This is a genomic window from Paramagnetospirillum sp. (assembly GCF_058402745.1).
The window spans coordinates 97,632-119,308 of the sequence record NZ_JBZVFI010000015.1 but is presented as its reverse complement, the minus strand read 5'-3'; the positions used below and the strand labels follow the sequence as shown (position 1 = coordinate 119,308).

General features: G+C 67.7%; 21 protein-coding genes and 1 riboswitch. Of the genes, 8 read left to right on the top strand and 13 right to left on the bottom strand.

Translation table 11 applies throughout. The annotated features are described in order from the left end of the window. Positions 1-24 precede the first annotated feature (24 nt). Both ACV4UZ_RS12565 and argC read right to left on the bottom strand, forming a co-directional pair. Positions 25-543 (bottom strand): gamma carbonic anhydrase family protein, encoded by a 519-nt coding sequence (locus ACV4UZ_RS12565; protein WP_491601160.1) that lies wholly within the window; start codon positions 541-543, stop codon positions 25-27. Between the two features lie 9 nt (positions 544-552). Next, entirely contained in the window at positions 553-1,596 is a 1,044-nt protein-coding gene (gene argC, locus ACV4UZ_RS12560; RefSeq protein ID WP_491601333.1) for an N-acetyl-gamma-glutamyl-phosphate reductase, read from the bottom strand. A gap of 72 nt (positions 1,597-1,668) precedes the next feature. Next, a riboswitch (cobalamin riboswitch) is annotated at positions 1,669-1,867 on the top strand. Positions 1,868-1,956: 89 nt separating this feature from the next. Here argC and cbpA point away from each other — a divergent pair. Further along, positions 1,957-2,073 carry a modified peptide precursor CbpA gene (gene cbpA / locus ACV4UZ_RS12555; RefSeq protein ID WP_082700568.1) on the top strand — a complete coding sequence of 39 codons (117 nt, stop codon included), beginning with the start codon at positions 1,957-1,959 and terminating at the stop codon, positions 2,071-2,073. Beyond that, on the top strand, positions 2,070-3,449 hold the full coding sequence (gene cbpB, locus ACV4UZ_RS12550) for a peptide-modifying radical SAM enzyme CbpB (protein ID WP_491601159.1): 1,380 nt from the start codon (positions 2,070-2,072) through the stop codon (positions 3,447-3,449). The genes cbpA and cbpB overlap by 4 nt, the downstream gene beginning before the upstream one ends. Before the next feature lie 44 nt (positions 3,450-3,493). Here cbpB and ACV4UZ_RS12545 read toward each other — a convergent pair whose 3' ends face one another. From ACV4UZ_RS12545 to ACV4UZ_RS12525, 5 genes are all read right to left on the bottom strand, one after another. Beyond that, entirely contained in the window at positions 3,494-4,783 is a 1,290-nt protein-coding gene (locus ACV4UZ_RS12545; protein WP_491601158.1) for a lipase family protein, read from the bottom strand. Between the two features lie 189 nt (positions 4,784-4,972). Then, a complete protein-coding gene (locus tag ACV4UZ_RS12540; protein ID WP_491601157.1) occupies positions 4,973-6,112 on the bottom strand; it encodes a hypothetical protein in 1,140 nt (379 codons plus the stop codon). Further along, positions 6,109-6,576 (bottom strand): putative periplasmic lipoprotein, encoded by a 468-nt coding sequence (locus tag ACV4UZ_RS12535; RefSeq protein WP_491601156.1) that lies wholly within the window; start codon positions 6,574-6,576, stop codon positions 6,109-6,111. The genes ACV4UZ_RS12540 and ACV4UZ_RS12535 overlap by 4 nt, the downstream gene beginning before the upstream one ends. Beyond that, on the bottom strand, positions 6,573-7,943 hold the full coding sequence (locus ACV4UZ_RS12530; RefSeq protein WP_491601155.1) for a COG3014 family protein: 1,371 nt from the start codon (positions 7,941-7,943) through the stop codon (positions 6,573-6,575). Before ACV4UZ_RS12530 ends, ACV4UZ_RS12535 begins: the two co-directional genes overlap by 4 nt. Positions 7,944-7,962: 19 nt before the next feature. Further along, on the bottom strand, positions 7,963-8,592 hold the full coding sequence (locus tag ACV4UZ_RS12525) for an LpoB-related protein (RefSeq protein WP_491601154.1): 630 nt from the start codon (positions 8,590-8,592) through the stop codon (positions 7,963-7,965). 180 nt (positions 8,593-8,772) lie between these two features. Here ACV4UZ_RS12525 and ACV4UZ_RS12520 point away from each other — a divergent pair, with 180 nt between their 5' ends. After that, positions 8,773-10,095 (top strand): sensor domain-containing diguanylate cyclase, encoded by a 1,323-nt coding sequence (locus tag ACV4UZ_RS12520; protein WP_491601153.1) that lies wholly within the window; start codon positions 8,773-8,775, stop codon positions 10,093-10,095. Between the two features lie 139 nt (positions 10,096-10,234). Here ACV4UZ_RS12520 and ACV4UZ_RS12515 read toward each other — a convergent pair whose 3' ends face one another. Genes ACV4UZ_RS12515 through ACV4UZ_RS12495 form a run of 5 tightly spaced genes read right to left on the bottom strand, consistent with a single transcriptional unit; the run spans position 10,235 to position 14,240 of the window. Then, the gene (locus tag ACV4UZ_RS12515; protein WP_491601152.1) at positions 10,235-10,561 is read right to left on the bottom strand and encodes a DUF6867 family protein; all 327 of its coding nucleotides are present in this window, start codon (positions 10,559-10,561) and stop codon (positions 10,235-10,237) included. After that, on the bottom strand, positions 10,558-11,271 hold the full coding sequence (locus tag ACV4UZ_RS12510; RefSeq protein ID WP_491601151.1) for an ABC transporter ATP-binding protein: 714 nt from the start codon (positions 11,269-11,271) through the stop codon (positions 10,558-10,560). The genes ACV4UZ_RS12515 and ACV4UZ_RS12510 overlap by 4 nt, the downstream gene beginning before the upstream one ends. Beyond that, a complete protein-coding gene (locus tag ACV4UZ_RS12505; RefSeq protein WP_491601150.1) occupies positions 11,271-12,080 on the bottom strand; it encodes an ABC transporter ATP-binding protein in 810 nt (269 codons plus the stop codon). The genes ACV4UZ_RS12510 and ACV4UZ_RS12505 overlap by 1 nt, the downstream gene beginning before the upstream one ends. Beyond that, complete coding sequence (livM, locus tag ACV4UZ_RS12500; protein WP_491601149.1) at positions 12,077-13,324, bottom strand: high-affinity branched-chain amino acid ABC transporter permease LivM; 1,248 nt, start codon at positions 13,322-13,324, stop codon at positions 12,077-12,079. The genes ACV4UZ_RS12505 and livM overlap by 4 nt, the downstream gene beginning before the upstream one ends. A gap of 1 nt (position 13,325) precedes the next feature. Then, positions 13,326-14,240, bottom strand: a complete 915-nt coding sequence (locus ACV4UZ_RS12495; protein ID WP_491601148.1) for an ABC transporter permease subunit — start codon at positions 14,238-14,240, stop codon at positions 13,326-13,328. A gap of 234 nt (positions 14,241-14,474) precedes the next feature. Here ACV4UZ_RS12495 and ACV4UZ_RS12490 point away from each other — a divergent pair, with 234 nt between their 5' ends. The 5 genes from ACV4UZ_RS12490 (at position 14,475) to ACV4UZ_RS12470 (ending at position 20,831) form a co-directional block, all read left to right on the top strand. After that, positions 14,475-16,160 carry a methyl-accepting chemotaxis protein gene (locus ACV4UZ_RS12490; RefSeq protein WP_491601147.1) on the top strand — a complete coding sequence of 562 codons (1,686 nt, stop codon included), beginning with the start codon at positions 14,475-14,477 and terminating at the stop codon, positions 16,158-16,160. A gap of 225 nt (positions 16,161-16,385) precedes the next feature. Beyond that, positions 16,386-18,560 carry a heavy metal translocating P-type ATPase gene (locus tag ACV4UZ_RS12485; RefSeq protein WP_491601146.1) on the top strand — a complete coding sequence of 725 codons (2,175 nt, stop codon included), beginning with the start codon at positions 16,386-16,388 and terminating at the stop codon, positions 18,558-18,560. Then, on the top strand, positions 18,557-18,943 hold the full coding sequence (gene cueR, locus ACV4UZ_RS12480; RefSeq protein ID WP_491601145.1) for a Cu(I)-responsive transcriptional regulator: 387 nt from the start codon (positions 18,557-18,559) through the stop codon (positions 18,941-18,943). Before ACV4UZ_RS12485 ends, cueR begins: the two co-directional genes overlap by 4 nt. Before the next feature lie 503 nt (positions 18,944-19,446). Then, positions 19,447-20,559: a divergent polysaccharide deacetylase family protein gene (locus ACV4UZ_RS12475; RefSeq protein ID WP_491601144.1), complete on the top strand. Its 1,113-nt coding sequence runs from the start codon at positions 19,447-19,449 to the stop codon at positions 20,557-20,559. Positions 20,560-20,630: 71 nt separating this feature from the next. Then, complete coding sequence (locus ACV4UZ_RS12470; RefSeq protein WP_491601143.1) at positions 20,631-20,831, top strand: heavy-metal-associated domain-containing protein; 201 nt, start codon at positions 20,631-20,633, stop codon at positions 20,829-20,831. Here ACV4UZ_RS12470 and ACV4UZ_RS12465 read toward each other — a convergent pair. Beyond that, entirely contained in the window at positions 20,828-21,397 is a 570-nt protein-coding gene (locus ACV4UZ_RS12465; protein WP_491601142.1) for a hypothetical protein, read from the bottom strand. The genes ACV4UZ_RS12470 and ACV4UZ_RS12465 overlap by 4 nt on opposite strands. Positions 21,398-21,677: the final 280 nt, after the last annotated feature.

Here is a 21,677-nt window from a genome sequence, read left to right as displayed (position 1 = left end):
CGCAAGTATGGCGCCGGGCCAGCCTCAGCCCTTGATATACTTGGCGGCGAGTTCCACGTACTTTTCAGCCGAGACCGGGAAGAAGGCGATCTCCTCGTCGCTCAACCGGCGCAGCATCCTGGCCGGGTTGCCGCCCCACAATTCGCCCTTCTGAACCCGCTTGCCCGGCGTCACCACCGCGCCCGCCGCCACCATGGCCCCCGATTCCACCACGGCGCCGTCCAGCACCACGGCGCCCATGCCGATGAAGCAGGCGTCTTCCAGGGTGCAGGCGTGCAGGATGGCGCCGTGGCCGATGGTGATGTCCGAGCCGATATAGGTGCCCAGCTTGCCGCCGGTGACGTGGACGATGGTGCCGTCCTGGATGTTGGTGCGTTCGCCGATGCGGATCTCGTGGACGTCGCCGCGGATGACGCAGTTGAACCACACCGAGGTGCCGGCGCCGATCACCGTGTCGCCGATCACCGTGGCGGTGGGCGCGATGAAGACGTTTTCGCCGATGGTCGGGCTGACGCCCTGGAAGGGCATGACGTTGCCGCTCATTTCAGGTCCTCACGGGAACAGGGGTTGCTGTTCGAGACCCAGGGTCTCGGGCAGGCCGAACATCAGGTTCATGTTCTGCAGCGCCTGACCCGAGGCGCCCTTGACCAGATTGTCGATCACCGAGGTGATGATGATCCGCCCGGGCACCCGGTCGTCGAACACGCTCATCAGGCAATGGTTGGAGCCGCGCACGTGCCGCGTGTGGGGCACCACGCCCTCGGAACACACCCGGACGAAGGCCTCGTCCTTGTAGGTGGCGGCCAGCCGGGCGCGCAGGTCGGCGGCCTTGGCCCCGCCCCTGGTCTTGACGTAGATGGTCGACAGCATGCCCCGGCTCATGGGGATCAGGTGGGGGGTGAAGGTCACCAGCACCGGAGCGCCGGCGGCCTCGGACAGGCCCTGCTCGATCTCGGGGGAATGGCGGTGGCTGGCCACGCCATAGGCATGCATGCCCTCGGTCACCTCGGTGTAGAGGTTGGCCTCCTTGGCGGCGCGCCCGGCGCCCGACACGCCCGACTTGGCGTCGATGACGATGTCGGTGGCCTCGATCAGCCCGGCGCGGAGCAGCGGAATCAGGGGCAGCTGCACCGAGGTGGGATAGCAGCCGGGATTGGCCACCAGCCGCGCCTTGGTAACCGCGCCGCGCGCCAGCTCGGTCAGGCCGTAGACCGCCTGCTTCTGGAGTTCCGGCGCCCGGTGCTCGTGGCCGTACCACTGGGCGTAGGTGTCCACGTCGAACAGCCGGAAATCGGCCGACAGGTCCACCACCTTGACCGAAGCGGGCAGGGCGGCGATCACCTCCTGGGTGGTGCCGTGGGGCAGGCAGCAGAACACCGCGTCCACACTCTTGAAATCCACCTGGTCGATGGCGACCAGATCGGGAAGCTTCAGCCCGCCCAGATGGGGGAAGACCGAATCCATGGACTGGCCCGCCTTGCGGTCGCCGGTCATCACCTTGATCTTGAAGGCCGGATGCAGCGCCAGCAGGCGCACGAGCTCGGCGCCGGTATAGCCGCTGGCTCCCAGGATGGCGACGGAGACGTCCTTCATGATGACCCTGCTTCCTTGAATATGGGGGAGCGGACGATAGCAGGCCCCATTCGGCGCGACAACCGCCGGAACTTGACGTCTCCATTGCGGTATTGTAGAGCCATGTTCGTCCTGCATCCCGGAACACGGTGAAATTCCGTGGCGGTCCCGCCGCTGTAATCGGGGACACGGACCACAGGGCCCTTGCGGGCCCGGCCACTGGCGACGAGCCGGGAAGGCGTGGTTTCGTGGCTGATCCGAAAGCCAGAAGACCTGCAAGACGATGGTTGAACGAGGGGCGAAATCCGATGGCAAAGGGTTTCGGCTGGTGCGCGTCCGCGCCCCGGCCGGAAAGCCCCTTTGGCATACGCAAGGATTATCGCCATGACCAAGACCGACACCAAGAAGCGTCCCTCCGTCATCGCCGTTCGCAAGACCTGCGACGCCGAGGGCACCGGCCTGTCCCATTACGTCCTGATGGATAAGCAGGTGAAGCGGTGAACCAGGCGGCCCCCTTTCGTGGGGGCCGTCTTCCCGACGGCCTCCAGACCTTCGAGATCGGCCACGCCGATTACACCGCCCTGATCGACGCGGACACCGCCTTCTGGGCGCTGGTGCGCAGGGACGAGATGGACACCGTCCTGGACGACGGCGCCTTGGAGCGCGACTGGCGGGCCAAGCGCGGCGATTTCGTCCGCGAGATGGACATGCTGCGCTTCCATCTCAAGCCCTCGGCGGTCTATTTCAACCCCACCGAACGCTGCAACCTGGATTGCTCGTACTGCTACATCCCGCCGAAAATGCGCAAGAGCGGCGAGCATATGAGCCGCGACAGGATGATGGAGGCCATGGCGCGCCTCGACGCGTACTTCGCCCGCACCGTGCCGGAAGGCAGGAAGCCGCAGATCATCTTCCACGGCGCCGAGCCGCTGCTCAACCGTGACGCCATGTTCGCGGCAATCGACCGCTATTCCGACCGTTTCCGCTTCGGGGTGCAGACCAACGCCACCTTGCTGGACGACGAGGCGGTGGCGTTCCTGACCTCGCGCGGCTGTGGCATCGGCCTGTCGCTGGACGCGCCGACGCCAGAGGTGGCCGACCGCTCGCGCAAGCGCTGGAGCGGCGACGGCGTCTTCGCCTCGACGGTGGACGCCATCCGCCGCCTCAAGGGCTATGCCGGCTTCAACGTCATCTGCACCATGAACCGCGAGAATCTCGGCCAGCTGACCGAGATGGTGGAGTTCCTCCACGCCGAGGAGGTGCCCGCCTGCATGCTGAACGTGGTCCGCTGCACCCAGCCGGGCGGGCAGGACTCGTGGGCCGAGGATCAGGCGGTGTCCAGGGCCTATCTGGTGGCCTTGGACCGCACCCACCAGCTCTACCGCGAGACGGGGCGCAAGCTGGTGGTGGCCAATTTCGTCAACATCCTGATCTCCATCCTGGCGCCGACGGCACGGCGGCTGATGTGCGACATCTCGCCCTGCGGCGGCGGGCGGTCGTTCTTCGCCCTGGCCCCCGACGGCTCGCTGTTTCCCTGCTCGGAATTCATCGGCCTGCCCGCCTTCGCCAGCGGCAACCTGTTCACCGATAGGGTGGAGGACGTGCTGGACAGTCCGGCCTTCAAGCTGGTGACCGGGCGCAAGGTGGAGGACATCAAGGCCTGCTCCACCTGTCCGGTGCGGCATTTCTGCGGTTCGCCCTGTCCGGCCGAGGCGCATGAGGCCAATGGCGGCATGGCGGAGATCGGGGCCTATTGCGGCTTCTATCTCGATCAGGCCCGCTACGCCTTCCGCCTGATCGCCGACGGCATCGCCGAGGATTACATGTGGGACGGCTGGGACGACGGCACCGAGACCGCCTTCGCCTTCGGCTGCTGAACCAACAGGCCCCCGGAGGAATCCGGGGGCCTGCCTTGGTCCGGCTACAGGCTGCCGGCGGTCTGCACCGGGGCACCCAGGATGGCTTCGCCATAGGCGTGGGTGTGCTGGAAGCCGATCTGCTCCAGCCAGGGCAGCAATTGCGGGTTGGCGATCTGCTGGGAATTGGTGGTGTTGTAGGCGGCGATCTGGGCCTCGGTCATGGTCAGGACCGTGTTGATGCCGGGAATGGCCGCGTTGTAGGCCAGGGAATTGTTCCACGAGCTTCCGGGACCGAATCCCGTGTTGAACGACGCCCGCAGCGGCCCCCAGGAGCCGTAGAGGGCCGTCCAGTCGCCGGCCGCCTTGATCACCGTCCCCATGACATCGTTGAAATCACCGATGCCGACGGCTCCCGAATAGGCCGAATCGTAGTTGGACTGGATGGTGTTCAGGGTCGCCGGGACCCAGGCGTTGGGCACCAGATCGTAGGTGTTGTAGATCACGGCATTCCAGGTTTGCCAGGGTTGGCTGCCGCCGCTCACCGGCTTGAAGGTGCCGTCGAACAGCGACGCCAGGGCGGCGTTGCCGGGCGTGGCTCCGGCGGTGGCGTAGACCTGGACCTGGGAGGCGCCGAGGCCGGTCAGCGGGCCGGCGGTGTTGCTGGAGGCGAATTCCTTGGCCTGGGCCACCAGGGCGAGCGCCAGGGTGGGCGACAGGGCGCCGCCCAGGGAGTGGCCGGTGACCGTCAGGGTCTGGCCGGTGGTCAGCTTCAGCTTGTTCTGCAGGTAGGACAGCAGGGTGGTCTGGCTGGCGGGATCGACCAGCGACAGCACGTTCATCACCCCCAGGACCGTGCCTTTGGTCAGGCTGGGCGCCGCCGCCAGGCCGTCTCCCAAAGTGGGCAACTGGGCCAGGGTGCCGTTCCAGTAGCGCATGGCGGTGTAGTAGCCGTAGGCCGGAACGATCTGGAAGTCCTCGTTCACCCAGTCGAAGGTACTGAGCGGGTCGGTGGCGGCAATGGCCAGCACGTAGCGCTCCAGGGACGGGCTGAAGGCCACGTAGGCGGCGTTGGCCGCCAGATAGCTGCCGGCCAGATTGGCACCCTCCACATAGACCGCCGGCCCCCAGGTCACCGTCCAGTCGCTGGCCATCAGGCCGGACGCCTGGGCCAGCCCCAGGCCGTTGCTGATCTTGGATGCCAGCATGTCGGCCAGGATGATCTGGGAATCGCCCACCGCCGTCGAATTGGGCGCCAGCGGGAAGGTTACCGGGATGGCGATGTCCGATACCGCATTGGCCAGGTTGGAGAGAAAGAAGGTGGTTTGCCACTGATCGTATGGTGTAGTTGCCATGACGCGACCTCGCAAAGAGTCATAGGAAGTGACTATGCGTGCAAAGATCATGTCAAACTGCAACAAGTGCAATCTATCCGATAGTAATGTCGCGAGTAATATCCTCTATCATTCAGATAAATACACGGAAAAGTCGTTGTTGCGGCCCGGGTGCTCACACGCCGTCGGCGCCGCTGCCGGCCTTTCGCTTCAGTCCCGTGTCGGTTTGGGCATGGGCGGTTCCTCGCCCTCGCCCCCCGCCTTGGCCGCCTTGCCGGGGGCGGGCAGGGGCTTGGTTTCCACCTCGGGCAGCGGCACGGCGCTGTCGTTGGGAACGGGTTTGGCCGTGGGCGCCGGGGCGGCGGGCGGTGGCGTGATGGGGGTAGGAGCGGCCGGCTCGGCCTTGGCCACCGGCTGCACACCGCCTTCCAGGCGCGGCAGCATGGCGCTCATCACGTTGGTGGCCAGGTTGTGGGCGATCACCGCAGGCTTGGGCGGCTTGCGTTTCCGCTCGAAGCCCGACGGCGTCGCCTTGTAGCGCTGGTCGGCGCGTTCGGGGCCGAAGCTCTCGTCGTCCTCGTCGGGCAGGTCGAAGCCCTTGGAGGTGGCGGTGGCCTTGTCGCCCTTTTGCCATTCCTTCAGGCCCCGGCTGTTGACCATGGCCAGCACCCGTCCGGTCCTGACGTCCAGGATGCGGGCGCGCAGTTCGTAGCCGGTGGTGGACTGGGCGGAATCGGCCACCAGCACCTCGACCAGCAGGTCGGCCATGGTCTGCATGGCCATCACCTCGACGGTCTTGGGGTCGATCTCCTCGGCCCCGGCGCCCATGATGCGGGTAATCATGGTTCGGTCGACCACCTGCGCGTCGGCCTGCAGGAAGGGGGCAAGGAAGCCGTCCTGGAACTCCCATTCCCAGGTCTCGCCCCGAGAGGGACGTTCGGCCGAATCGCCGGAGCGGCGTTGGGTCTCGGTGACGCTTTGCTTGCCGCCCGATTGCTTGAGGGTGAGGTCGCCCTCGGTGGAATTGCGGGTCTTGTCGGCGGTGACGGTGCGGGTCTCGGAATACCACTGGGCCAGGGTGTCCGACAGCTGCCGGTTCCACCACAAGGCCAGGCGCGGCCGCCCGCCCTGGACGTAGGCATCCCTGAAGCGGGCGATGACGTCGTCCTGGGGCTTGAACGGGTTGGGCCTGGCCGTTGCGGTGTCCAGGGCCTCGGTCCCGTCGCGGGCGGGCGGGGCGACCTTGGCCGGGGCCTGATAGGGCGGAACCTTGGGCCCGACGGTCTGGGCCTCGGCCATGACGGGGACCAGCAAGGCGAGGGCCGATACGGCCAGGAGACGGGTGATCATTTGCCTTCCCTCATCTCGATCATGTAGCCGTCCACGGCCTTGTCGCCCAAGGACAGCTCGCGGTAGGTGACCGACGTGCGCGGCCCGAACTGCATGCGGCGCCAGGCGCTGACCGGCTCGGACGCCGCGCCGTCGGCGGCGTAGAACTGGGTGCGGGCCTCGGCGTTCTGCGGGTAATCGGTGCAGTTGACCACCTGGGCCAGCACCTCCACCGTTCCCGTCTCGGTTCGCCTTGCGGCGATGGAGCGCACGTAGAGCTTCCGGATGATGTTGGGATCGGTGATGTTCACCGAGTTCATGGGCATTTCCTTCAAGGGCGAGGACGCCCCCTCCACCATGGCCGGACCGGCGACCAGATCGCGCTGGCCGGCGACGCGGCTCATGTCGCAATGGGGCGCGGGGTCCAGCGAGGCGCAGCCGCCCAGCAGCAGCACTCCGAAGGCGGGAACGAGCAGGCGCTTCATGGCGATGACTCCTTGGATTTGGACTCCGGGGCTTTGGCTTCGGCCGCCGGAATGATGACCGGGGACACCATCACCTCGGCGGGAACGGAATTGGGGGCGCGCGGGTTGCGGGGAACGGCCGAGCCGTGCCGCGCCCACACCAGGCCGCATCTGCCCGCCCGCTGGATGGGCCGTTCCACCGTTTCCAGCGGCGTGCCGCCGGGGGATTGGAATGTGATGGTCAGGGTGGCGACCTTGTCGGGCAGAGCCAGGGTCAGGCCCTGCACCCGGTCGGAAAGGTTGTCCCAGTAGCGGGTGTCGGCCTGGGCCTCGATGGTGCTGGCGAACAGCTTGGACAGGCCGCCGATCACCGCCAGCCCGGCTCCCACCAGGGCGGCGCCGGCCTGGGCCTGCTGGCGGGCCTCGCGCTGTTCCCTGGTCTCGCGGCGCCTCGGGCGTTCGGTGGCGACCTTGGCGGCCACCGCCGCGCCGATCAGGGCGACGTTGCCCACGGTGTCGGCGGCGTCCTTGTATTCGGCCTTGCCCTCCAGGATGGCGTCGAAGGGCCGCCCGCCCCGGGTCGAGGCCTGGCGGAAGATGTCCTCCAGCAGCACGGCGTTGCCGCTGGGATGGTCCTTGGGGCGGTCGGGATCGCTCCAGGCGATGCTGGCCGTCTCGGTGGCGCCGCTGCGCTTGATCTTGAGGCGCGGCCCGTCGGAGATCTTCACCGGGGCGGCGCCGGTCTCCACCAGCACCAGCACGTTGTCGTGATCGCGCGGCAGGGGCGCGTCCTTGTTGATGGCGCGGAATTCCCTGAAATCCTCGGCGGCCAGCGATTCGTTGCCCGAGCAATGGGCGGCCCAGCCCTGCAGGAAGGGCATCAGGGCGAAATCGGCGCGGTACTGGTCCTCCTCGGCGAAGGCATCCTGCAGCAGGCCGCCCTTGAAGCTGGCCCGCGCATTCTCGTAATCGCCGGCCTTCAGGTAGAGCAGGCCGCGATAGTAATAGGCCATCACCCGCTCGTAGGGCTCGCCCTTGAAGTCCTTGACCGCTTCCTTGACCCACAGGCCGCGCGCCTTGCGGGCTTCCTCGTTGTCGGCGTAGATGGCCTCGATGCCGGCCAGGGCGTCGTCGAACAGCTGTTCGGCCAGCCGGTCGCGGCCCATGGCGAAGCTGGCCAGCCCCAGGCGCATGTGGTTGAGCACCCGGTTGCGGTCGCCTTGGGCCTGGGCGATGAAGAAGTGACGGCGCAGCTCCGCCGGCTTGTCGTCCAGATAGGCCTGGACCACCGAGGGGGCCGGGCTGACCTCCTGCTCGCGGGCCGTCACGCAGCCGGACAGCAATCCGGCGGTGACGATCACGCTCAACCAGGAAGGCCGGGCGGCCATGGGAGTGTTTCCCCTCGGGCTAGCGATAGATGATGTCGTCCTGGGCGGCCTTGGCGAATTCGTAGATGCCGCTCCAGACGATTTCCGAGGTTTCCAGATCGACCATCTCGAAGACGATCTGGTTGTAGCGCTGCATCATGCCGCTCTTGGGGTCGCGGGAATCCAGCGAGGTGATGCGTCCGCCCAGACGGTAGTCGCCGCCCTTGGGGGCGCGGGCGGCGGGCAGGGTGGCCTTGTCCACCACACCCTGGCGCTTCAGGTCGCGCTCCTTGGCCACCATGTCGGCGTAGTTGCGCCCGACGAACTGCATGCGGCCGGCGGCGGCGCGGTTCAGGCCCACCCGCAGGCGGTCGGTGATGGAGTTCTTGTTCAGGCGCGACGAGCTTTCGTTGTAGAAATATTCCGAATCGATGATGACGTTGGGCGGCGTCTGGGCGTTGGCCAGGCGCGGCTGGCTCAGCATGTCGCGCATCATCTGGTCGGTCATGCCGATGATGTCCTGGGATTCGATGCCCACGCCCTTCACCGGCCCGACGCTGCCCGGATCGATATAGACGCTGGGACTGCCGGCGGTGTTGTCGACGTTCTGGCAGGCGGCGAGGGCCAGTCCCGCGAGCAGGACGGAGGCGAGGGCGGGCAGGCTGCGCATGGTGGAAGTCCTCGAGGCTCAGGGAACCGATGATAGAATCACCCGGAATTGGGGCGATGATATGGCATTCCTCCGTAACACGCATCACGCTTCCGCAAACCGACTTAGCCGGTTAGTATTGCGGCAACGGACCAGGGCGAGTCCGGTACTTTCGGGGATGGCCTTACCTTGTCGGAAACCATGTTCGCACTGCTGGTCGAGGATTCGCCGACCCAGGCCCTGCTGACTCTTGCCGAGCTTGAAAAGGTTCCCAACGTCAAGGTCGATCACGCCGTGTCGCTGGCCTCGGCGCTGGAATTCATCCAGCGCAAGCGCTACCACGTGATCTTCCTCGACCTGACCCTGCCCGATTCCGTCGGGGACGAGACGGTGCGCCGCTTTTGCGGCGCGGCGCCGGAACTGGCGGTGGTGGTGCTCACCAACCACGACGACGACCAGCAGGCGCTGATGGCCCTGGAGCAGGGCGCCCAGGATTATCTGCTGAAGGCCAAGATCGACGCCGCCTCGCTGTCGCGCTCGTTCCGCTACGCCATTCACCGCAAGCGCGCCGAGATTCTGGTGCGCGAGGCCCGCGACGCGGCGCTGGAGGCCAATCGCCAGCTGGAACGGCGCATGCGCCAGATCGACTGCATGTACGGCGTGTCGCGCATCCTGGAATCGCCCGAACTGCCGCTGCAGGTGGCGCTGGAGCAGGTGGTGGCCAAGGCCCCCGCCGCCTGGCTGAAGCCGGAGACCATCTGCGTCCGCCTGACCTGTCTGCCGGGCCTGCTGCCCAGCGGCATCGTCCAGACTCCCGGCTTCGTCGAGACCGCCTGCCGCCTGGAGGCCCAGGTGTTCGCCGGTTCCCGTCCGGCCGGGCGCATCGAGATCTGCTGGACCGAAACCCCGCCGGCCGAGGGTGACGAGGCCTTTTCCACCTCGGAGCGGGAACTGGTGCGCGAACTGGCGCGCCGCATCGGCCTTGCCCTGGAGCGGGCCTGCGTCCAGAAGGAACTGGTGCAGCTGGCCACCACCGACTTCCTCACCGACGCCTGCAACCGGCGGCATTTCATGCAATCCACGGCGGCGGAGATTCAGCGGGCGGGACGTTACGGCCGGCCCCTGTCGCTGCTGATGATCGATCTCGACCACTTCAAGCGCATCAACGACGAACGCGGCCACGCCGCCGGCGACGAGGCGCTGAAGGCCTTCGTGGTCATGGCCCGCGACCTCTTGCGCGATCAGGACATCATCGGCCGCATGGGCGGCGAGGAATTCGCCATCGCCCTGCCGGAAACCTCGCTCAATCCCGCCCTGGTGGTGGCCGAGCGGCTGCGTATCCGGCTGGCCGGGCTGCAGGTGCCGGTGGGCGGCGGCGAGCCCATCACCCTCAGCGCCAGCTTCGGCGTCGCCGAATGCCGGGTGGGGGCGGGCGAGGGGCTGGAAGCCTGCCTGGGCCGCGCCGACGCGGCGCTCTACCGCGCCAAGGCCATGGGCCGCAATCGGGTCGAACCCGCCGAGTAGCTCATGCCAGCGGTTCGAAAGAACCGACTCTTCCTGTCATCCCGAGCGAAGCCGAGGGATCTTTCAGCCGCTTGCCGCTGAAAGATCCTTCCTCCCTGCGGTCGTCAGGATGACAGGTCGGTTCAAATGACGGCCGGTATCAGAGCTTGCGCAGGCTGAACGGTCCGGTCCTGACGTAGAGCCAGGGATACTGGTCGGCCATGCGGCGCACCTGGGTGTATCGCCAGGCGACCAGTCCGATGGCCACCAGGATGGCGCTGTCCAGTACCCAGCCGGCCGGCGACAGCAACTCGCCGCCGAACAGGGCGAAGCCGAGGAAGCGGTCGGCGGCGCCCAGCATCAGCGCATAGGGGATCACCTGCCACGCCGGCCGCCAGGTGTTTGCCAGGGCCTGGCCGGTCATGTAGGCGCAGCCGCCGAACAGCACGAGGGTCAGGCCGATGAAGACGGGGACCGAGGTGATCATCCGTGGCCTCCTCCCAGGTAGTGGGCGCGGATTTCCTCGTTGGCCAGCAATTCGGCGCCGGTGCCGCTCAGGGTGACCCGCCCGTTGACCATGACGTAGCCGCGATGGGCCAGTTTCAGGGCATGGAAGGCGTTCTGCTCCACCAGGAAGACGGTGACGCCCTGCTCGCGGTTGATCTCGGCGACGATCTCGAAGATCTGGCGGACCACCAGGGGGGCCAGCCCCAAAGACGGCTCGTCCAGCAGCAGGATCTTGGGGCGGCTCATCAGGGCGCGGCCGATGGCCAGCATCTGCTGCTCCCCCCCCGACAGGGTGCCGCCGCGCTGGGACAGGCGTTCGGCGAGGCGGGGGAACAGGCCCAGCACCCGCTCCAGGTCCTGGTCGAAATGGGCGGGGTTGGCGCGCGCCGCCCCCATCTGCAGGTTTTCCAGCACGCTCATGCGCGGGAAGATGCGGCGCCCCTCGGGCGAATGGGCCAGGCCCCGGCGCATGATGTGGTGGGTGGCAAGACCGGTGATATCCTCGCCGGCCAGCCAGACCTTGCCGGCACTGGCCCGCGGATTGCCGCAGATGGTCATCAGAAGGGTGGTCTTGCCCGCCCCGTTGGCGCCCACCAGGGCGACGATCTCGCCCTCGGCCACGTTGATGTCGACGCCGTGCAGCGCCTGGATGCGGCCATAGCCGGAGTGAAGGCCCTCGATCCGGAGCATCAGCCGGCCTCCTCTTCGTCGGGCTCGCCCAGATAGGCGCGGATCACCGCCGGGTCGGCCTTGACGGCGGCCGGCGGGCCTTCGGAAATCTTGCGGCCGTAATCCAGCACGACGATGTGGTCGGAAATCTCCATCACCACGCTCATGTCGTGTTCGATCAGCAGCAGGCCGATACCGTTCTCGGCGCGGATGTCCAGCAGCAGGCGGTTCAGTTCCGCCGATTCCTTGGGGTTGAGGCCGGCGGCGGGCTCGTCCAGGCACAGCAGCACCGGTCCGGTACACATGGCGCGCGCGATCTCCAGGCGGCGCTGATGGCCGTAGGGCAGGCTGCCCGCCTCCTCGTCGGCGAAGGCGGTCAACCCCACCTTGTCCAGCCAGTGCCGCGCCCGCGCCACCGCCCTTGCCTCGGCCTGGGCGTAGCGGGCAAGGCCCAGCAATCCGGCCAGCGAGAAGGACGAGGCGCGCATCAGTTCGGTGTGCTGGGCGACGATCAGGTTTTCCAGGACGCTCATGCGGGCGAACAGGCGGATGTTCTGGAAGGTGCGCGCCACCCCGGCCTTGCGGGTGATGGTGTAGTCGTCCAGGCGCTCCAGCAGCATCGGTCCCGACGGGTGGTTCAGAGTGATGCGCCCCACCTGCGGCTTGTAGAAGCCGGTGATGCAGTTGAACAGGGTGGTCTTGCCCGCCCCGTTGGGGCCGATCACCGCGGTGATCTCCTTGGGCCGGGCGGAGAACGACAGGTCGTTGACGGCGAACAGGCCGCCGAAGCGCATGGTCACGTGCTCGACGTTTAACAAAGGCGCGCTCATTTCGCCTCTCCCAGGCGAATGGTGGGCTCGCGCGTCGAGAGCAGGCCGCTGGGCTTCCACAGCATGATCAGCACCATGGCGGCGCCGAAGGCCAGCATGCGGAACTGCTGCAGCTCGCGGAACCATTCCGGCAGGCCCACCAGCAGCAGGGCGGCCAGCACGATGCCGATCTGGCTGCCCATGCCGCCCAGCACCACGATGGCCAGGATCACCGCCGATTCGATGAAGGTGAAGCTTTCCGGGCTGATGAAGCCCTGCCTGGTGGCGAAGAACGACCCGGCGAAACCGGCGAACATGGCTCCGGTGGCGAAGGCCGACAGCTTGACGGTGGTGGGGTTGATGCCCAGCGAGCGGCAGGCGATCTCGTCTTCCCGCAGCGCCTCCCAGGCGCGGCCCACCGGCAGGCGGCGGATGCGCAGCGTGAAGAGGTTGGTGAGCAGCGCCAGCGCCAGGATCAGGAAGTAGAGGAAGATCACCCGGTGGTCGGCGGAATAGTCCAGGCCGAAGAACTCGGCGAAGCCCTGCTGTCCCTCGGGCGGGACCATCTTGAACGACAGGCCGAAGAAGGACGGGCGCTCGATCCCCGAGATGCCGTTGGGGCCGCCGGTGACGTCCTGCCAGTTCTGCAGCACCACGCGGATGATCTCGCCCAGGCCCATGGTGACGATGGCGATGTAGTCGCCCCTAAGGCGCAGCACGGGAAAGCCCAGGATCATGCCGAACAGGGCGGCCAGCACTCCGGCCAGGGGCAGGCAGACCCAGAACGACAGGCCGAAGGTCTGGCTGAGCAGGGCGTAGGAATAGGCCCCCACGGCGTAGAAGGCGACGAAGCCCAGGTCCAGCAGTCCGGCCAGCCCCACCACGATGTTGAGCCCCCAGCCCAGCATGACGTAGATCAGCACCAGGGTCGCCTTGTCCACCACGTTGCGGCCGGCGAAGGGCAGGAAGGGCAGGACCAGGGCGAAGGCCACCATGGCCCAGCCCACATAGACCATGACGGCGCGCGGCGGGGCCGGCGGACTGGGAACCTTTCCGGCCAGCGCATGGCGGAAGATGCCGATCAGGAACCGGCCGCCGGCGACGATGGCCACCGACCACAGAACCCAGTCCATGCGGCTGGACAGGCTGAGCCCGCTGGCCGAATCCTCCAGGCGCACGCCCAGCATGGGCAGCGCCATGGCGGCGGCCACCAGCCCGCCCAGGCCGGCATCTACCAGAGCCGCGCGCAACTCGGCCGCCCGCATCTCAGATCTTCTCCACGTCGGGCTTGCCCAGGAGCCCGGTGGGACGGAAGACCAGCACCGCCACCAGGATGGAGAAGGTGGCGACGTCCTTGTATTCGATGGAGAAATAGGCCGACCAGAAGGCCTCGATCAGGCCGATCAGCAGCCCGCCCAGCATGGCGCCGGGCAGCGAGCCGATGCCGCCCAGCACGGCCGCCGTGAACGCCTTGATGCCGGCCAGAAAGCCGATGTAGAAGTCGATCACCCCGTAATAGAGGGTGACCATCATGCCGGCCACCCCGGCCAGCCCGGCGCCGATGACGAAGGTGGTGGAGATCACCCGGTCCACGTCGATGCCCAGCAGCGACGCCATCTTCATATCCTGCTCGCAGGCGCGCTGGGCGCGGCCCAGCGCGGTCCGCGTGATCACCCAGGTGAACACCGCCATCAGGCCGAGCGTCAGGGCCATGATGACCATCTGCATCCAGCTGAGGCTGACCACGAAATCGCCGCCCTCCATCAGGGTGATGCCGCCCCGGAACACGGGGGGCAGCGGCTTGGCGCGCGCGCCCTGGGCCTGGGCGACGAAGTTCTGCAGGATGATGGACACCCCGATGGCCGAGATCAGCGGCGCCAGCCTGGGGGCGGCGCGCAAGGGGCGATAGGCCACCCGTTCCGCCGTCCAGCCCCACAGGGCGGTCAGCCCCATGGCGGCGAACAGGGTGGCCACCAGGGCCAGCGGCACCGAGGTGCCCAGGACGGTGGTGCAGGCCAGGAAGGTGATCAGGGAAATGAACGCACCCACCATGTAGATCGTGCCGTGGGCGAAATTGATCATGCCCAGCACGCCGTAAACCATGGTGTAGCCAAGGGCGACCAGACCATAGATGGCGCCCAGCGTTAATCCATTTATCAATTGCTGGAGAAAATACTCCATTCCCCCACCCTGGCCCCACCTTGGCCGATGAATTCAATTCAATCGAGTCGCAAGAAACCTACTCGGACGGGCGGGCGTGTCAACTGCCAAGGCGGCCAGGGGGCAGGATGACCGCGCTTTTTACCGACGCTTGCGAATCCGGTAATCCCCCCCATTTCGATAGCGCTCGTATTGCTTAGGTCGAGAAATGTAGCGGTCGTTGATGGAGAGGCCGCTTTGCAGATAGGAGACATCATGAGGGCGCTTGATCGCTATGACGTCGCTCAGAAGCTCTTGATTTCCTTTGGAATGGTTCTTGCGGTGGTGGCCGGTCTGTCGGCTTTCGCCGTCAACCGCATGGCGGCCATGAACCTGGCGACGCTGGAGGTTGCCGAAGTCTGGCTGCCGGGCCTTGACGCCGCCCGCGAGGTCGACGGATTGCTGGCCAAGCAACGGGCCACCTTATTTCGCCACGTTCTGACCACCGACGAGAAGCAGATGGCCGAGGTGGAGCGGCTGCTGGAAGGGCAGATGAAGGACTACAATGCCGCCAAGCAGCGCTACGCCGATCATCTGGTCACCCCCGAGGAGCGGGCCAATTATGAAGCCTGGACCAAGGTGATGGCCGATTACGATTCCATGGTCGCCAAGGTGCTGGAGTTGTCGCGCCGGAACCACAACGACGCCGCCCGCGATCTGGTGCTGGCCAACATCAGGCTCTACTACGATTCCCAGACCCACGCCGCCAAGGCGGTGCGGATCAATGAGGACGGCGCGAAGCAGGCGTCCCGGACCGCCGCCGACCTCTATTCCTGGTCGCGGGCGGTCCTGATCGGCGCGGTGGTGGTGGTGATCGCCCTGGTGGCGGTATTCGGCCTGATGCTGCGCAACAGCATCGCCACTCCCGTCATCGCCATGACCGCCGCCATGAACCGGCTGGCCGACAAGGACCTGTCGGTGGAAATTCCGGCACAGGGACGGACCGACGAGGTGGGCCGCATGGCGGCGGCCATGCAGACCTTCAAGGAGAACATGATCCGCTCGGAACAGCTGGAAGCCGAGCAGAAGGCGGCGCAGGAGCGCAATCTGGCGCGTGGCCGCGCCATCGAGGCCCTCACCCGCGATTTCGATGCCGCCGTTTCGCGCATGCTGGGCGAGGTTTCCACCGCGTCCCACAGCATGGAGCAGGCGGCCCAGGGTATGAGCGCCACGGCGCAGCAGACCAGCCGCCAGGCCATTCTGGTGGCTGCCGCCACCGAGGAGGCGTCGTCCAGTGTCCAGACCGTGGCCTCCGCCGCCGAGGAACTGGCCGCTTCCATCCACGAGATCGGCCGTCAGGTCACCCAGTCCTCGACCGTGGCCCGTCAGGCCGCCGACGAGGCGTCGCAAACCAACCAGACGGTCACGGGTTTGGCCGAGAGTTCCGCTCGCATCGGCGACGTGGTCAAGCTGATCAACGACATCGCCAGCCAGACCAACCTTCTTGCCCTCAACGCCACTATCGAGGCGGCCCGGGCCGGGGATGCCGGCAAGGGCTTCGCCGTGGTGGCCGGCGAGGTCAAGAACCTCGCCAATCAGACGGCGCGGGCCACCGACGAGATCAGCCAGCAGATCGCCGCCGTGCAGCAGGCCACTCTTCAGGCGGTCGACGCCATCGGCGGCATCGTCAGGCGCATCGAGGATATCAACCAGATCTCGGCGGCCATCGCCTCGGCGGTGGAGGAGCAGAGCGCCGCCACGGCGGAAATCGCCCGCAACGTCCAGCAGGCGGCGTCCGGCACCCAGGAGGTGTCGGCCAATATCGGCGGCGTCACCCAGGCCGCCGAGGAGACCGGCGAGGTGGCGAGCTCGGTGCTGACCTCGGTCCAGGCGCTCAACCGTCAGGCCGATACCCTGAAGGGCGTGGTGGCCGACTTCCTCGGCAACGTCAAGTCGGCCTGAGACGGTCCGCCGATAAAACCTTCATGTCATCCCGAGCCGTGGCGAGGGATCTTTCACGCGAAGACGGCCGCCGCCTCAAGCTGAAAGATCCTTCCTCCCTGCGGTCGTCGGGATGACACGCCAATTCAAGTGACGGCCAGCATGAGACCGTTGAAAACAGGTGTTGACCTTCCAGTCGCTGGAAGGTCAACACTGGCGGCACCCTATGAAGTGCGAGGTGCCGCCATGACCAGCCAAAGCCTGTCCCTGCCCGTCAAGGGGATGACCTGCGCCGCCTGCTCCACCCGGCTGGAGCGGGTGCTGGGCAAGGTGGCCGGCGTCGAGCAGGCGCTGGTCAGCCTAGCGGCCGAGCGCGCCGACATCCGCTTCGACGCCGAGCGGGCGCGGCCCGAGGACCTGGTTTCGGCCATCGTCAAGGCCGGGTTCCAGGCCGATCTCGCCCACAGCGGCGACGAGGACCTGGACCGGGAAGAGGCCGAGCATGCCGCCGAATCCGCCCGCCACCTGCGCCTGCTCATCCTTTCCACCCTGCTGACCCTGCCGCTGGTCGGCCAGATGGTCCTCGACCTGGCCGGGCTGCACATCATGATTCCGGGGGAAATCCAGCTGCTGCTGGCCGCTCCCGTACAGTTCTGGATCGGGGCGCGCTTCTATTCCGGCGCCTGGGCCTCGCTGAAGGGCGGGGCGGGCAACATGGACGTGCTGGTGGTGCTGGGCACCACCGCCGCCTTCGGCCTGTCGGCCTGGCATGTGCTCACCGGCGAGGCCCATCACGGCAATCTCTATTTCGAGGGCGCTTCGGTGGTGATCACCCTGGTGCTGCTGGGAAAGCTCCTGGAAGGCCGTGCCAAGCGCTCGGCGGCCGGCGCCATCCGCGCCCTGATGCGGCTGAAGCCCGACACCGCCAGGGTGGAGCGCGACGGGCTGGTGATCGAGGTTCCCGCCGCCCTGGTGGCGGTGGGCGAGGTGGTGCTGGTCCGCCCCGGCGAGCGTGCCCCCGTCGATGGCGTGGTGGTGGACGGCGACTCCCAGATGGACGAATCCCTGATCACCGGGGAAAGCCTGTCGGTGGCCAAGGGCGCCGGCGACGAGGTGGTGGCCGGCGCGGTCAACGGCGAGGGGCTGCTCCGCGTCGAGGCGACGCGGGTCGGCGCGCAGTCCACCATCAGCCGCATCATCCGCATGGTCCAGGGCGCCCAGGCCGCCAAGGCCCCGGTGCAGAAGCTGGTGGACCGCATCTCGGCGGTGTTCGTGCCGGTGGTGACGGTGATCGCCGTGTTCAGTTTCCTCGGCTGGTGGCTGATCGGCGGTGACATTCAGACCGCCTTCGTGGCGGCGGTGTCGGTGCTGGTCATCGCCTGCCCCTGCGCTCTCGGCCTCGCCACCCCCACCGGCATCATGGTCGGCACCGGGCTGGCGGCGCGGCACGGGATTCTCATCAAGGACGCCGAGGCGCTGGAACTGGCCCACAAGGTCCAGGTGGTGGTGTTCGACAAGACCGGCACCCTGACCGAGGGCCGCCCGGCGGTGGCCGCCATCACGTCCGCCGATGGGGACGAGGCCGCTCTGCTGCGCCTTGCCGCCTCGGCCCAGCAGGGCAGCGAGCATCCCCTGGCCCGCGCCCTGCTGGCCGCGGCCGGTGAAGGGCTTGCGCCGCTGGGAGCCTTCCGCTCGCTGCCCGGCCGGGGCCTGGAGGCCGAGGTGGAGGGCCGCGCCCTGCTGATCGGCAGCCGCCGCCTGATGAATGAGCGCGGCATCGATCCCGGCTCCCTGGCCGAGACGGCCGAGGCCGAGGAGGCCCGGGGCCGCACCCTGATGTGGGTCGCCGAAGGCGCCCGCATGCTGGGCTTCGTCGCGGTGGCCGATCCGGTCAAGCCCAGCGCGGCCCAGGCGGTGGCGCGGCTGAAATCCCTGGGCCTCGAGACGGTGATGCTGACCGGCGACAACGCCCGCGCCGCCGCCGCCGTGGCCGGGGCGGCCGGGGTGGACCGGGTGCTGGCCGAGGTGCTGCCCGAGGACAAGGAGGCGGAAATCCGCCGCCTCAAGGACGAAGGCAAGGTGGTGGCCATGGTGGGCGACGGCATCAACGACGCCCCGGCCCTGGCCGCCGCCCATATCGGCATCGCCATGGGCACCGGCACCGACGTGGCCATGCAGGCGGCGGGCATCACCCTGGTCAAGGGCGACCCCGCCCGGCTGCCCGAGGCCATCGGCATCTCGCGCGCCACCACGTCCAAGATCCGCCAGAACCTGTTTTGGGCCTTCGCCTACAACGTGGTGGCCATTCCCGCCGCCGCCCTGGGGCTGCTGACTCCGGTGATCGCCGGGGCGGCCATGGCCATGTCGTCGGTGTCGGTGGTCTCCAACTCGCTGCTGCTGCGCCGCTGGAGGATGAAATGAACATCGGCGAGGCGGCCCGGCGCTCCGGCGTCTCGGCCAAGACCATCCGCTATTACGAATCCGTCGGCCTGATTCCGGCGGCCGGGCGCACGGCCTCGGGCTATCGCGCCTATACCGCCAACGAGGTGGAGACCCTGCGCTTCATCCACCGGGCGCGGTCGCTGGGCTTTTCGGTGGGCGACGTGAGCGGCTTGCTGGAACTGTGGCGCGACCGTTCGCGGGCCAGCGCCGACGTCAAGGCCATCGCCCTGAAGCACGTGGCCGACATCGAGCGCAAGATCGCCGAACTGGACACCATCCGCCGCACCCTGCTGGACCTGACCACGCGATGCTGCGGCGACGACCACCCGGAATGCCCCATTCTGGAAGAACTGGCGACATGAATGGAGTGTCATCCCGAGCATGGCGAGGGATCTCCGTCTGACGGGGAGGTGCCAATTCTGAACGGGCGGAGCAGGAGGAGATCCTTCCTCCCGCAGGTCGCACTGCCATTCGGTTCAATTGCCTGGGTGCTGGCGGACGGGATTTTTCACCACCAAGACACCAAGGACACCAAGAGGACATTCCAGGTGCGTCGTGCCCGGACTTGTTCCGGGCATCCACGCCCATCCGCAGGGACTATTGTGTCATAAGGCATTCCAGCGGATCCGCGTGGATGGCCGGGACGATGCCCGGCCATGACGATGAGGTTGGGCGGGGCGATCCGCTCCGTCCTCTTGGTGTCCCTGGTGTCTTGGTGGTTGAAGAGGCTTTTCCGTATCCCCATTCCGGTGGAGCCATCTCAAACCAAGCCCGGGCAAGGCGTCAGGATGACGGGTGGCATAGCCTTTGCGCCCCCGGCCATTTGGCCTTACAACGGGGGCGGCTTCAACTGGGGTGGTGAGACGTGGGTCGGCGAGACGTCAGGCGCATGCTGATGGGCAACAGGACGCCCCTGTGGGAGCGTCCCGCCGTGCTGGTCGGCCTGATGGTCGCCGTGCTGGTGCTCGGCGTCGGCATCGGCATGGCGCTCGGCCTGTGGTCGGGCAAGTCGTCCAAACCGCTCCCCGGCGCCGAGCAGGCGCCCGCCCCGGTGATCGCCGCCACTCCCCCGCCGCCGCCATCGCCTTCCGCCGCTCCCGATGACGACGAGGGCCGGCCGCTGCTGGCCCCGCCGCCGCCGCGCCCCGATCCCGGTTCGTCCGAGGCCCTGGAATTCAGTCACGCCTCCGACGTGGTGGCACTGGCTCCCGTGCCGCCACCGCCCATGCCCGAGGCCAAGCTGCCCCCGGCCGGGGCGGCGGTGTGGCTGCGGAACGCCCTGCCGACCCCCAAGACCGGCGGGCGGCCGGTGATCGCCATCGTCATCGACGACCTGGGCGTCGATCGCCGCCGCAGCGAGCGCATGGCCCAGCTGAAGGGGCCGCTGACGCTGTCCTACATGACCTATGCCGAGGATGTGGCGCGTCAGGCCCACGACGCCAGGGCCAAGGGCCACGAGCTGATGGTCCACGTGCCCATGCAGCCGCAGAGCCACAGCTATGACCCGGGGCCGGAAGTGCTGGAGGTCGGCCTCCCGGCCGAGGAAATCCGCCGCCGCCTGGATTGGGGCCTGTCGCGTTTCGACGGCTATGTGGGCATCAACAACCACATGGGCTCGCGCTTCACCTCGGACCCGGCGGGCATGCGGGTGGTGATGGGGGAATTGCGCCGGCGCGGTCTGGCCTTTCTCGATTCGGTGACCTCGGAGCGCACGGTGGGCGCCCAGACGGCGCGCCATTACGGCGTGCCCTTCGCCGCCCGCCACGTCTTCCTCGACAACGACCAGGGCGTCGCCCATGTGAGGGCCCAGCTGGCCAAGACCGAGGCCTATGCCCGCAAGCACGGCGCCGCCATCGCCATCGGCCATCCCCACGACGGCACCATCGAGGCCCTGGCCGGATGGCTGCCCGGACTGGAAGCCCGGGGCTTCGTGCTGGTGCCGGTCAGCACCATCATCCGCATGGGGAATGGGGGATGAATCCCCCTTGACCTTCCATCGGCTGGAAGGTTCACACTTTCGCCAGCGCAATCCTCATGGAGAAACACACCATGTCCACCACCTATCGCGTCACCGGCATGAGCTGCGGCGGCTGTTCCAAGTCGGTGACGGCGGCCATCCAGGAACTGGCCCCCAACGCCAAGGTCGAGGTGGATCTGGGCAACAAGGCGGTGACCGTGGACGGCGCCGACGAGGCCCAGGTCAGGCAGGCGGTGGACGCGGCCGGCTTCGGCTTCGAGGGGCGGGTTTAGCCCTCGGCCATGGCGGCGCCCTCGGCCCGCGCCAGGCGGCGCAGCACCTCGGCGGTTTCCTCCAGCGCGTCCACCTGATGGTCCAGCCACACCCGGCCCAGCGCGCCGTTCAGCGCCCAGGCCGGGCAGGACGAGGTGCGGGTGGACAGCTCGCAATCGCATGAGCGCAGCAGGGCATCGATCTGGCGCCGGCGCACCGCCGGCGGGACAAGGTCGAGGAAGGCCAGCTTGAGGCGGATGCCCACCTGGCCGAAGGTGGAAAGCGGGGCGGCGAGGGGCTGGGCGATCAGGTCGTGCAGCCGCCGCCGTCCGTCGCCGGTGATGGCGAGGCGCGACGAGCGCTCCACCGGATTGAGCAATCCCTCCTCCAGCATCTGGTCCATGGCGTCGAACACCAGCTGCGACACCGGCGCCCAGGCCGGGCCGGTCAGGGCGCCGACCGCCCCGATGGCGTCGTCCACGGACAGGGGCGCGCGCTCGACGGCGCCCAGCACCGCCAGCCAGATGTAGTCCCTGGCGGTCATGGCCTGCCGGTTCAGGATCGTCCGGCCCTCGATGAACCCCATCACGCCCTCCAAATGCAAATGCGAATGACTCGCAATATGCGGGAGAGCGAGACGGATTGCAACCTCTTCGTTGGAAAAGAGGGCAACGGGTCAGAATTTCAAATTGCTAGATTCCTTCGTCCTGGCCGGGCTTGTCCCGGCCATCCACGCCCACCCGTCTGGCAGGATGCCGCCGTAACGGCGTGGATACGCGGGACAAGCCCGCGCATGACGGCTATCGCCGGCTGGCGCAGCGTTCGCTTCGAGCGAGGCAGTGCCCCGCCAAACCTGGCGACGTTGC